The sequence below is a fragment of the Blautia hydrogenotrophica DSM 10507 genome, from assembly GCF_034356035.1.
Lineage (GTDB): Bacteria > Bacillota > Clostridia > Lachnospirales > Lachnospiraceae > Blautia_A > Blautia_A hydrogenotrophica.
In genome coordinates this window covers 1,440,301-1,452,843 of sequence record NZ_CP136423.1, presented here as the reverse complement: position 1 = coordinate 1,452,843, position 12,543 = coordinate 1,440,301, and the positions used below count along the sequence as shown (strand labels likewise).

At 45.9% G+C, this 12,543-nt stretch carries 11 protein-coding genes; 1 reads left to right on the top strand and 10 read right to left on the bottom strand.

All coding sequences use genetic code 11. The features are described from left to right. Window positions 1-7: 7 nt before the first annotated feature. From BLHYD_RS06810 to BLHYD_RS06800, 3 genes are all read right to left on the bottom strand, one after another. Window positions 8-907, bottom strand: a complete 900-nt coding sequence (locus BLHYD_RS06810; RefSeq protein WP_005944772.1) for a branched-chain amino acid ABC transporter permease — start codon at window positions 905-907, stop codon at window positions 8-10. Between the two features lie 99 nt (window positions 908-1,006). Next, window positions 1,007-2,173, bottom strand: coding sequence for an ABC transporter substrate-binding protein (locus tag BLHYD_RS06805; protein ID WP_260784516.1), 1,167 nt, complete (start codon window positions 2,171-2,173; stop codon window positions 1,007-1,009). A gap of 173 nt (window positions 2,174-2,346) precedes the next feature. Further along, window positions 2,347-3,084, bottom strand: coding sequence for a FadR/GntR family transcriptional regulator (locus tag BLHYD_RS06800; protein WP_005946547.1), 738 nt, complete (start codon window positions 3,082-3,084; stop codon window positions 2,347-2,349). A gap of 493 nt (window positions 3,085-3,577) precedes the next feature. Between BLHYD_RS06800 and dapA the strand changes: the two genes are divergently transcribed. Then, entirely contained in the window at window positions 3,578-4,504 is a 927-nt protein-coding gene (gene dapA, locus BLHYD_RS06795; protein ID WP_021845960.1) for a 4-hydroxy-tetrahydrodipicolinate synthase, read from the top strand. An 84-nt stretch (window positions 4,505-4,588) separates the two neighbouring features. Here dapA and fabV read toward each other — a convergent pair whose 3' ends face one another. The 7 genes from fabV to BLHYD_RS06760 form a co-directional block, all read right to left on the bottom strand. Further along, window positions 4,589-5,770 carry an enoyl-ACP reductase FabV gene (gene fabV, locus BLHYD_RS06790; RefSeq protein ID WP_005946544.1) on the bottom strand — a complete coding sequence of 394 codons (1,182 nt, stop codon included), beginning with the start codon at window positions 5,768-5,770 and terminating at the stop codon, window positions 4,589-4,591. A gap of 261 nt (window positions 5,771-6,031) precedes the next feature. After that, window positions 6,032-6,544: a dCTP deaminase/dUTPase family protein gene (locus tag BLHYD_RS06785; RefSeq protein WP_005946543.1), complete on the bottom strand. Its 513-nt coding sequence runs from the start codon at window positions 6,542-6,544 to the stop codon at window positions 6,032-6,034. 12 nt (window positions 6,545-6,556) lie between these two features. Next, window positions 6,557-7,048, bottom strand: a complete 492-nt coding sequence (nrdG, locus tag BLHYD_RS06780; protein ID WP_005946542.1) for an anaerobic ribonucleoside-triphosphate reductase activating protein — start codon at window positions 7,046-7,048, stop codon at window positions 6,557-6,559. A 209-nt stretch (window positions 7,049-7,257) separates the two neighbouring features. Beyond that, on the bottom strand, window positions 7,258-9,354 hold the full coding sequence (locus tag BLHYD_RS06775) for a polyribonucleotide nucleotidyltransferase (RefSeq protein ID WP_040350417.1): 2,097 nt from the start codon (window positions 9,352-9,354) through the stop codon (window positions 7,258-7,260). Window positions 9,355-9,520: 166 nt separating this feature from the next. After that, window positions 9,521-9,787 carry a 30S ribosomal protein S15 gene (gene rpsO, locus BLHYD_RS06770; RefSeq protein ID WP_005946539.1) on the bottom strand — a complete coding sequence of 89 codons (267 nt, stop codon included), beginning with the start codon at window positions 9,785-9,787 and terminating at the stop codon, window positions 9,521-9,523. Between the two features lie 133 nt (window positions 9,788-9,920). Then, window positions 9,921-11,585, bottom strand: coding sequence for a Na/Pi cotransporter family protein (locus BLHYD_RS06765; RefSeq protein ID WP_005946537.1), 1,665 nt, complete (start codon window positions 11,583-11,585; stop codon window positions 9,921-9,923). Between the two features lie 38 nt (window positions 11,586-11,623). Next, window positions 11,624-12,538, bottom strand: coding sequence for a bifunctional riboflavin kinase/FAD synthetase (locus BLHYD_RS06760; RefSeq protein ID WP_021845964.1), 915 nt, complete (start codon window positions 12,536-12,538; stop codon window positions 11,624-11,626). Between the last annotated feature and the right edge of the window lie 5 nt (window positions 12,539-12,543).

The window sequence follows — 12,543 nt, the reverse complement described above, 5'->3', positions numbered from 1 at the left end:
GGCCACCTCACACTTTTTCTGTAACAGTAGTTCCCAGTAAACCTGCTGGTCTGTACAGAAGAACCAGGATTAAAATCACAAAGGACGCCCCGTAGGAAATACTCGAGTCAAAGGACTGTAACATAACCTCGATCATTCCCAGCAAAAGACCACCTAGCATAGCTCCTTTGATGTTTCCGATTCCACCAAGCACTGCTGAGATAAATGCCTTATTTCCAATGGTCGTAGCCATATAGACATGGATAGAAGGATAGACACTGGCATAGAGAATTCCGCAGACTGCCGCCAGAGCGGAGCCAATGCAAAAAGTGATGGAGATCACCTTGTTCACATTGATTCCCATAAGTGCGGAGGCATCCTTATCACAGGAGACTGCCACCATCTGTTTTCCGATAGCAGTCTTGGAGACCAAAAACTGCATAAACGCCATCAGCACGCAGGACACACCGATCACGACGATCTGAATCGCTGAGACAGTGATTGGCCCCAAAGAGAGGCTTCCCGACGTAAACATGACAGGAAATGCCTGAGGAGTCGGCCCTACTGCCGGAATACAGCGCAGGAAATTTTGTAGAAACATACTGACGCCAATGGCTGCAACCAGACTTGACAGAGTCGGCCGATTACGCAGAGGCTTGTACGCCACCCGTTCCACGAAAACCCCAATCAAGCCGACAATTGCCATTGTCAGCAGTGCGATAAGAATAGACAACCACAACACGACACCGGAGCTTGTCAGCCACTGACAGAGAAACAGAGCTGTAAATGCCCCTAACATCATAAAATCCGCATGTGCCAGGTTAATCATTTTGATAATTCCATAGACCAGTGTATAGCCGATTGCCAGCAGGGCATAGATACTGCCCACCTGAAGGCCATACACTAAAAGCTGCACGACTTGTACCATAAATCATACCTCCCGCGTCTTCGCTGCCGTTGACTTTTCTTCAACAGACTGCCAGCAGCAGCGAGAATTTTTTTTGCCACACAGATATTTTTCAGGCAACTATTCCTTCTGCTCTGCGGCGATCGTCGTCACGTATTCTCCGACTCCACCTTGATACTGAAGAATCACAGCCCCTTTTTCTGGGTCTCCGTTCTCATCCATCGTGACTCTACCTGATGGCAGAACCATATCTGTTTCAAATAGGGCATCCCGCAAAGCGGAGCCCTCGAAGGTCTCGATTTTGGTAAGTGCATCTAGAACAATATGTAAAGCTTCATACGCCAAGGTCGCGTGGGACCCTGGATTCTCACCGGCTACTTCATTGTAAGCCTCAACCCAGGACTGAGCCGCCTCGCTGCTGTCCGAACTGCTGAACGGAGCCACATAGTAGGCGCCTTCCACCATATCTTCTCCGGCTACCTCCACCAGCGTATTCAAATCCCAGGAATCTCCGCCCAGGAACGAAGCTGTAATTCCCATCTGACGGGCCTGCTGTATCTGAAGGGGAAGCTCACCCACCTGGTTGGGCAAAAACAAGACTTCCGGTTTTTTTGCAGCGATGTTGATAAGCTGAGCATTGAAGTCTTTTACATCGGCTCCAGCATACTGCTCGATAGCCACAACTTCACCGCCCTTCGCCTCGAATTCCTCTACAAAGGCGTCTTTCAAATATTTCGAGTAAGCATCTGCATTGCTGAACAAGACCGCCGCTGTCTTTGCCTTCAATTCAGAAATCGCAAACGACGCGGCAACTTTTCCTTGAAAATCGTCCACATAGCAGGCACGGAAAATGTAGTCTCCGACGTTTGTCACCTCTTCATTGGTGGCAAAAACTGCCACTGTAGGCACTTCCGCCTCCTGAGCTACCGGGCATGCTGCCAGTGCACTAGAGCTCTCATTGGGACCGACAATCGCAGTACAATCATAGTCATCAATAAACTTTCTATAAACATTCGTGCAGGTGTCAGCCTTTGCCTCAGTGTCCTCGAGAACAATCTCCACCTTCACTGGTTTTCCCATAATCTCAATACACCCATCATTTTCGGCTAACTCATTTTCCACCACTTTAATCGCGTTTTTCTGGTACTGTCCCACAAGTGCATTCTCCCCTGAAAGTGTCCCTGCGAACCCAATTTTCACCACATCTGGAGTCTCGTTCGTCCCGCAGGCTGCCGCATTCAGCATTAGAACCGCACATAACGCAATCCCCACCAGTTTTTTCTTCATGTCATTCTCCTCCCATCTTTTCAGACTCCTTCCAGACTTAAACAAAGCAGACAAGCCCACTTCGGCTCCTTGCTGCCTGTTCACAGCCTGTAAAGCATCTTTTTCTCGTAAATTTGCTGCTTCACCGGCTTTTCGTGCCCATCTCCGAGGAAGAATGACGATCACTGTCTACGTTATTTTGTTACATCCACCTCACTGCTTTCTCTCTCGTCCCCGCTCTTCTCCGCCGCCGCTGCAATGTCGGCCAAAGACCCGTCGATGTGTTCCTCCACCGCCTGTACTCCTGCGCCGAGGTCTCTTTCCTCCAATGCCTGAATAATTTTGCCGTGGGGAACCAGCGCATGAATCGCGTTTTCAGAAATTCCAAAGGACTTTCTGCGATATGGACGCAATGCCTTTGCAATGATGCGGTTCATCTCGATCAGCAGAGAATTTCCGCTGACGCGCGCCAGCTCCATGTGGAATTTCTCATCTAGGACAGACATTTTTTCCGCGTCTCCCCTCATGATCGCATTTTCAAACGCATTGTGAATCTGTTTGATTCTCTCAATATCCTCGTCAGTTCTACGCATAATCGCATACCTGATATTCATGACCTCCACGGTACAGCGGACCTCAAAAAAATCATTCAGCTGCGATTTTCGAAGCGCAAACCACTCTTCGACACTCTCTTTGGTCTCCACATTGGTGGCGATGACATAGGAGCCACTTCCATGCCGTGTCTCGATATAGCCCTTGGCCCGGACGATACTGATCGCCTCCCGGAGCGTTGACCGGCTCACCTCAAACATCTGACACAGCTCTTTCTCTGTAGGAAGCTTATCTCCTATGGAATACACCCCATCTTTGATACGCTGTATCAACTCTCCCGCCACATTATCAATTACATTGATTTCTCTCTCTTTTTTCATCAGTATCCCACTCTCCAATCCGTACAATGTTATAAGCTATTCCTCCGGAACCTGTCTTTTTCATAGGTTCCGGTAACTTTTATATGAGTAATCATATCACATCACACTTAATTGTCAATGTTATCTGATGATTTTCTTGAAAACCAAAAATGTTATCCGATGACTGTGTCTATTATAGGACGACCACGGAATTCTTGCAACAGATGTCTTTTATTCTCTTGCGTTTCGATGTTTCTGACAAAAAAGCGTTTTAACTTTTGTATGTTTTCTATAATTAACAAAATTCATATAAATATTTTCTGTTTTGAGCAGAAAATTAATCGTGATATTTCATAAGAAATGTAAACTTGTTTTATGAAAAAGTAACTATTGATTTTTCTTTTTTCTTGATATATCATAAATTCATCTGATGAATATTAAAAATTCATCAATCAATTTATCAAATGCCCTCTCAGAAAGAGAGTGCCTAAAACTCAAAAGGAGGAAATGAAACATGACAAGAGAAGAATTCACTAAGAAATATGGAAAGGTATTGGTACCTGTTCTCACACCTTACGATGAAAATGAAAAGGTCAATTATGAGGCCTATGCACAGCTCATCCATTATCTGATTGAGACAGGCTCCTGTGATTCCGTCATTGTGACCGGTACCACCGGCGAAGCATCCCTGCTCACCTTTGACGAACGCGTGAAACTGATGGAGACTGCTCTGAAAGCCGCCGACGGACGTGTTCCTGTCATCGCCGGCACCGGATGTGCTTCCACAAAAGAAACCATCGCACTGACAAAAGCGGCTGAAAAGCTGGGAATCGAGCTGGCTATGGTTGTTTGCCCATTCTACAATAAGCCTACCATGGACGGAGTTTACACCCACTTCAAAGCAGTGGCTGAAAGTACCACCTGCAAAATCATGCTATACAACATCCCTATTTTCGTAGGTATCAATATGGAGGCGGAAGTGGTACACGAACTGGCCAAAATTGACAACATCATCGGCATCAAAGACGAAGCCGGGGTAAATCCCACTCAGGTGACAGACTTCCTGCTGGCCACCCGCGATGTGAATCCAGAATTCGTGGTCTTCAACGGCGACGATATCATGCTGCTACCCACCATCATCCAGGGTGCCATGGGTATTGTCACCGGAGGCGCTCATATCTTCGGAAAAGAGATTCGTGAAATATTCAAAGCCTTCGAGGAGGGACGAAACGAGGATGCCAAAAACAGCTTCGAACCGTTGTATCGCTTCTGCAAGTCCTGCGGACAAAACGGAAGAATCCTCCCTAACTCCATCCTTAGACCTGCTGTGGAAAAAGTCTCAGGTGTCAAGATCGGCCCTAGCCGCCGCCCTTTGGCTCCCGCTACAGAAGAGGAATTGGAAGTGACCTTAGGAATTTTAAAGGAGATCGGAAAGCTCTAAACTTCAATCGAATGGGAGAAAGTTTTCTTTCTTATTACAAAAAGGACAGTCCTTTTCCAGACTGTCCTCTTTCTCGATACAGATTCAATTTTCTTCTAAACTCGGAATTCTCACGTCCACATCCACGTCTTGGCTGTAATCCACCTGTTCAAAGCGAAATCCGAACATCTTGTAGAAGTCCTCCCAATATCCGTCGATATCGGAGACCTCTTTCAGATTTTCCGTTGACATCATTGCCCAGACCTTCATCACCTCAGCCTGCACTTTCTCGTCCAACTCCCAATCGTCCATGCGAATCCTTCCTTCTTGGTCCACCGGCATGGGATTCTCCAAAAGCTTTGTGCGGAATAGACGGTCCATTTGCCGAATGCAATCCTCATGGCTACCCTGCTCCTTCATGATCTTATAGAGAATTGACAGGTACAAGGGCACAATCGGAATCGCTGAACTCGCCTGCGTCACCAGAGCTTTATTTACTGAGACCACCGCTGTGACCCCATTCAGCTCCTGGTTCATCTTCTCAGCAGTCTTCTGCAAATGATTCTTTGCCTGCCCGATGGTTCCATGAGTATATATCGGATAAGTCAGTTCAGGGCCAATATAGGAATAAGCCACTGTCTTTGCATTTTCCGCCAAAACACCTGCCTTTTGAAGCACTTTTATCCAGTCCTCCCAATCTTCTCCGCCCATGACTTTTATGGTTCCTTCGATCTCTTTGTCTGTGGCCGGCTCTACACTCTTCGTCACGATTTCATTGGTTCTAAGATCAATACTCTTTTCCGTAAAAGGGCTGCCTACCGTCTTCAGTGTGGAAGAATAGGTAACTCCATCTGCCGATCTCCTAGGCGCCGCTAGACTGTAGACCACCAAGTCCACCTGTCCCAAATCTCTGCGGATGATATCAATCGCCTGTTTCTTCACCTCAGCAGAAAACGCGTCTCCGTTGATGGACTTCGCATAGAGACCGTCCTGCGTTGCAAATTTCTCAAAAGCCGCGGTGTTGTACCAGCCTGCCGTCGCCGTTCTCTTGCCACTGGCCGGGCGTTCAAACATAATCCCCAGAGTCGCCGCCTGACATCCAAAGGCTGCCGTGATGCGGGATGCCAGCCCATAGCCCGTGGATGCTCCGATCACCAACACCTTCTTAGGCCCCGCTTTCGGCCCTTGAGCTTTTACATAGGCAATCTGCTCTCTCACATTTTCCTCACATCCTGCCGGATGCGCCGTCGTACAAATATATTCCCTAACTTTTGGTTCCACTATCATCCTTTATCCCTCCCGGATTATTACTTTGAATACCAAACTATTTTAGCAAAAGGAAAAAGTTTTTTCAAGAACTTTCCCAAAATCCATTTCAGTAACCGTAACAGGTCAGCCAGCGCCATTCGTAAAACCGTGCTGCGTGCTTATCTTGGCTGACGCCACTGTTTTTCTCATAAAAAGGCGCTCAGTTTATACAGATGTCTGCTCACAAAAATATACAAGTATGTTTCCCGTACACTGTATGGCTGAACTGTTACCAGCAGCCTACTTTGTCGTGCTTCCCAGGCCGCCATTTCTTATATCCGTCACATCATCGTCAAAGGTAATACCATATTCCACGAAGATTCCCTGCATGAAGCCTGTCCCAGCCTTCAACGCTACCGTCCTCTCCTCGTTCGTATCATTGGTCAGTTTCGCGAAGATATGCCCTTCATTGTCTGAATAAAAATAATCACTGTCAATAATTCCCACCGTATTGTTCATCTGAAGACGAAATTTAAATCCCAAGCCGCTTCTAGGGTAACATTTCAAAACCCAGTTTGGTTCCATCTCCACGCGAATTCCTGTGGGAATCTTCACAGTCTCCCCCGGCTGCAAAGTAAAATCCACCGGTGAAAAAAAATCATATCCGGCAGAACCCGACGTAGCTCTCTGAGGCAGCCTAATATCTCCGTAGATTTTCTGAACCTCTTCTTCCTGCACTTCCCCAAAAGTATCCTTCCAGTCCTCCAGAAACCTCTTCTCACTCACCTTATGAAATCTTCCGACTCTCTTCATTCACAGCCTCCTCTATTCTTCCTGAAGTACAATTTTACCTTCTTTTAAAGTGGACGGAACATCTATCACTTTCTGATTGCTGCTGCCCCTCCAAGGCAGTGTGATATCTTTCTGAGCTGAGATAAATTTCCCATCCACCACGACATCCAAATAATTCACAATCTCCAAATCTACAATCTCTTTCCAGAGATAACCGGTATACAGCCAGATCGTCTTCTCTGGATATCTCTGCCGTATTTCCCTAGCTAAAGCTGTCACCTCCCGAATATTGGCGGGATGTAGAGGGTCCCCTCCACTAAAAGTAATCCCAGAGATATAGGCCTTATCCAACTCCTGAAAAATCTCTTTCTTTTCTTCCTCCGTAAACGGCAATCCACCTTGGGGGTCCCAAGTAATGGGATTCTGGCAATCTTTGCAGCCATGACTACAACCCGCCACCCACAAGACGACCCGAAGTCCGTCGCCGTTTAGCATATCATCTTTGGTTATGTTGTGATATCTCATGATTCATCTCCTAAAAAGACTCTTTCTGAAATCTAATGACGATTTGAGCGCATCCTCAGCCGAATGTTTTAGGTTACAAAAATGAACTATCATGCATCAGTATGACAAGATCTTTCCTATAACCCAAAAAGGGAAGTCCAGGGACTGCCGCCCTGTATAACTCCCCTTTTATATGCTGAAACACCAATGCCAACATTTACGATAAAGAATTACGCCTCTTCCTTTGGCACATCCTTCATACTGAAACTGAATCTGCCCATCTTGTCCTTGCCCAGACATACGACTTTTACCTTATCACCCAAAGTCAATACATCCTCCACGCGATTAATCCGCTCTTTACAGATCTTAGAAATGTGTACCATTCCCTCTTTTCCAGGAGCAAACTCTACAAATGCACCAAATTCCTTAATGCTTACCACTTTACCCGTAAATACCTGTCCAGCCTCAAAATCCGTGGTGATTACCTTAATCAGACGAACGGCCTCGTCCATATCTTTTTGATTCAAACCACAGACAGACACAGCGCCGTCATCGGTAATATCAATCTTCACGCCAGTCTCATCAATAATCGTGTTGATGGTTTTTCCTCTCTGCCCAACCACATCGCCGATTTTCTGGGGATCAATCTGGATCTGCACAATCTTCGGCGCATAAGGCCCAACACTGGTTCGCGGCTCATGGATACATTTTTCCATAACTTCCGTCAATATATACTCCCTTGCCTCTTTTGTCCGGCGAATCGCTTCCTCAACAATCGGTCTAGTCAGACCATGAATTTTGATATCCATCTGAATGGCAGTGATACCGTCATGAGTACCTGCCACCTTAAAGTCCATGTCACCAAAGAAGTCTTCCAGCCCTTGAATGTCCGTCAGCACTAGATAATCGTCATCCGTCTCTCCCGTAACCAGACCTGCGGAAATTCCTGCAACCGGTTTTCTGATTGGCACGCCAGCCGCCATCAAAGACATCGTAGACGCACAGATACTCGCCTGAGAAGTTGAGCCGTTGGACTCAAAAGTCTCAGAAACCGTACGGATTGCATACGGAAACTCTTCCTCTGTCGGAAGCACCGGAACCAAAGCACGCTCTGCCAGAGCTCCATGTCCGATCTCACGGCGTCCCGGACCACGGGACGGTTTTGTCTCACCCACAGAGTAGGAAGGGAAGTTATAGTGATGCATATAGCGCTTAGAAGTCTCAAATTCATCCAGGCCATCCAATCTCTGAGCCTCGGACAGCGGCGCCAATGTGGTCACCGTGCAGATCTGCGTCTGACCGCGTGTGAACATCGCAGAACCATGAACTCTCGGAATAATATCCACCTCCGCCGCCAACGGACGAATCTCGTTAATTGCTCTGCCATCAGGACGCTTGTGGTCTTTTAAAATCATCTTGCGCACAGTCTTCTTCTGATACTGATAGATTGCCTCCCCGAGGACTTCCAGCCACTCCTCGTTGTCGGCAAATTTTTCTTCTAATTTATCCGTAATTTGACGGATGTTCTCATCGCGAATCTGCTTCTCATCGGCAAATACCGCAACTTCCATCTCTTCCGGAGGCACAATCTCCTTGATTGCCTGGAACAGTTCTTCCGGAACCGCACAGCTCTCATAACTATGCTTCTCTTTTCCGCACTCTTCTACAATTTTGTCGATAAACTTAATAATCTCCTGGTTCACATCGTGTGCCAGATAGATCGCCTCGATCATTTTATCTTCTGGAAGCTCATTAGCTCCAGCTTCGATCATAATCACCTTTTCTCTGGTGGAAGCTACCGTTAACTGTAAATCAGAAATTTTTTTCTGTGCCAGGCTGGGATTGATGATAAATTCTCCGTCCAAAAGTCCCACCTGCGTGGTCGCACAAGGACCATCAAATGGAATATCTGAGATACAAGTGCTGATTGCAGACCCTAACATAGCTGGAATCTCAGGATTACACTCTGGATCTACAGACATCACCATATTACTCAACGTCACATCGTTGCGGTAATCTTTCGGAAACAACGGACGCATGGGACGGTCAATTACCCTCGAAGTCAGGACAGCATGTTCGCTGGCCTTTCCCTCTCTTTTGTTAAACCCACCTGGAATTTTGCCCACAGCATACATTTTCTCCTCATACTCCACGCTCAGAGGAAAGAAGTCGATTCCCTCTCTCGGCTTATCAGACGCCGTCGCGGTGGAGAGCACTGTGGTATCTCCGTAGTGCATCAGCGCAGCACCGTTAGCCTGTTTTGCAACTCTGCCAATATCCACAGTCAAGGTCCTGCCTGCTAATTCCATTGAAAAACTTTTGTACATGTTCTCTTCTCCTTTTCTAAAACTGCCGACAGAAGTCCGAAACAACTGAAAAATCCACATCCATTTCCTAAAAGATATAGCCTTTTCAGTAGTCTCGGAAATTACTTCCGTCTTTGCGCTAAAGGGGCGGATAAAATACATCCGCCCCCTGCCTTACGTCTTACTCTTATTTTCTTAAACCTAATCTCTCGATTAAAGCACGATATCTCTCGATATCTTTTTCTTTCAGGTAAGCCAACAGTCCACGTCTCTGTCCGACCATTTTCAGAAGACCTCTTCTGGAATGATGGTCTTTGTGATGCTCTTTTAAGTGTTCTGTCAGTTCCTCGATTCTCGCTGTCAGAATAGCAACCTGTACCTCTGGTGAACCTGTGTCACCTTCGCTTCTTGCATATTCTTTCATAATTGCTGCTTTCTTTTCTTTTGAAATCATTTTGATTTCCTCCTCATAAATATTTTCTAATCGCCATGCACTAAGAGGTGGTCGGAGTGTCCAGTCTCTGAATGCGGGCTAAACTCGTACTATCCGAGTATACCATAGCTCACAGAATCTGTAAACAATTTTTTTAACCGGCCGCTGTCGCATTTTTCTGCATCTCATCTGGGTCTTTCTCCAACAGGGAAAACGCAATGTTTGTAGCATGGTCAGACACACGCTCCAGACCGGAAATAATATCTGAAAAAATCATTCCCGCAGACGGCGTACACTCATTTCTCGTCAGACGCTGTACATGATTCTCCTGAAACATACGTTCCATCTCGTCCACTTGATTTTCCAAATCTAAAATCTCCTGCATATGTTCTTGATTATTATTGGAGAACATATCTAAAGCATAGGCCGTCACCTTAATCACCAAATCCAGCATCTCTCCCATCTCTTTTTGAGCCTGAGGACTAAACACAATATTCTGAGACTTTCTCATAGCCGCGGCTTCCGCCACATTTTCTGCATGGTCTCCAATCCTCTCAATGTCATTGGCCACATGGAACAAACCTCCGATACTCTTTGCGTCGTCCACTGGGAGAGTCGTCTGGTTCAGTTTCACCAGATAATCTGTGATTGCATGGTTGAGATAGTCAATATTCTTCTCAACCTTGCAAACTTCCTGAATTTCATCCTCATCCAGAGTAATCAAAGAGTTCATTGCTCTTTGCAAATTGGTAACTGCCATGTTGCCCATGTGTTCTAGCTCTCTGGTGGCATCAAACACAGCTGTAGCCGGAGAGAGAATAGATTTCGCTCCGATAAATTGTAGGCCATAGTTGTCTTCTTTCGGCTGCGCATTTTTATGTTTCTTCTCCGGCAGGATATAATGCGTCAAATGCACAATCTGTTTCACAAAAGGAGCCAGAATAATAACTTCCGTAATCTTAATCAACGTATGCGCATTCGCTACCTCACGTCCCGGATTATGTCCTGAAATATTCTGAATAAATGCAGTAATCGGCTCTAGAGCAACCGTCAACACAAGGAAGATGATGATGGTCCCTATAATATTGAATAAAAGATGAATCAACGCTGTCCGCTTCGCATCCCTCTTTCCGTTCAGACTCGCTAACATCGCTGAGACACATGAACCGATGTTGCATCCCAAAATGATAAAAAAGCAAATACGAATGTCCAATAGCCCCTGGTTAGCTAACAGCAGCACAATTCCTACAGTCGCAGATGAACTCTGTAAAACTGCTGTCACTACAATTCCCACTAAAATCGCCAGATAATGATTCGTCAGAGAACTCATGGTCTCTAAGACTACTGGATCTGTTTTCAATGTAGACATGGAGCTGGACATGGTGGTCATCCCCATGAACAGAACTCCAAATCCCAGAATTACCATTCCTATGTTCTGTATCTTTTGTCTTTTACAGAACATATACATCACAACGCCTGCGATCACGAACAGTGGCGCTAGCGCTGAGAGGTTAAAAGAAATCAACTGGGAAGTAACTGTTGTTCCAATGTTTGCACCCATGATGACACCTGCTGCCTGATACAGGTTCATCAGCCCGGAATTCACAAAGCTGACCGTCATGACTGTCGCCGCGCTGGATGACTGGATAACTGCCGTAAAAAACGTTCCCACAAGGATTCCTCTAATTGTATTTTTTGTAAAGAATTCCAAAATACTTCTCATTTTGGCCCCGGCTGCTTTCTCTAAGCCATCACTCATCAGCTTCATGCCAAACAGAAAAAGCCCTAAGCCTCCCATTAATCCAAGTAATATTTCCATTCTTATACTTTCTCCTTGATGTATATCTGTTTCACAGCCTAACAGTCGACATTTTTCGAAGTCTCTTCAAAGTAGTTCTGAGCTTTCTCAATGTCTGCCATCAACTGCGCTTTTAATTTTTCTAAAGAATCAAACCTTCTTTCAGGCCGCAAAAATTTCAAGAATGATACCACTGATTTCTGCCCATATAGGTTCTGGTCACAGTGAAACAGATAAGTTTCCACTCCCAAAAACTCTTCAGCCCCGACTGTCGGTTTATAACCTACATTGGTTATCCCATGGAATTGCTGATCTCCAAATCTGGATTTCGTAATATAGACGCCATTAGGCGGCATCAGCTTTTCCTTCGGCGGAACCAGATTGGTCGTAGGCATCAATTTTCGGTGTCCAAGCCCACGGCCATGAAGAACCTCTCCGGTAGTGGAAAAGTATTCTCCCAACAGCTCGGCGACCTTTTCCACCTTTCCCTCGTTCAATTGTTCTCTCACATAGGTACTGCTAATCTTTCGTTTCCCATCTGTCTCATCTGGAATCACTTCCACCTGAAAATCATACTGCTGCCCCATTTTCTGCAACAACTGAGCATTTCCTTTTCGCTCATATCCGAATCGGAAATCCTGTCCCACGGCTAGAAAACCCACATGAAGCCTGTCTACTAGAATCTCCTTCACAAAAACTTCTGGCAACATATGCCGCAGCCTCTCATTCAAAGGACATTCCAAAAAGAGGTCAACTCCCATGGTCTCTAGTTTTGCCCTTCTTTCCTCGTGGCTTAGTATCATTCGATTACTCTGATCAAATGCGAATACTACCGCACTCAGTCCCTGTTCTTTTTTCTCCAAAACTCTTTGTATTAATTTTTGGTGTCCCCGATGTAGACCGTCAAATTTGCCCAATGTCACTGCACACCGTAAGACTTGGGGTATCTTTTCTATGTTCTTCTGATAGTCCATAATAA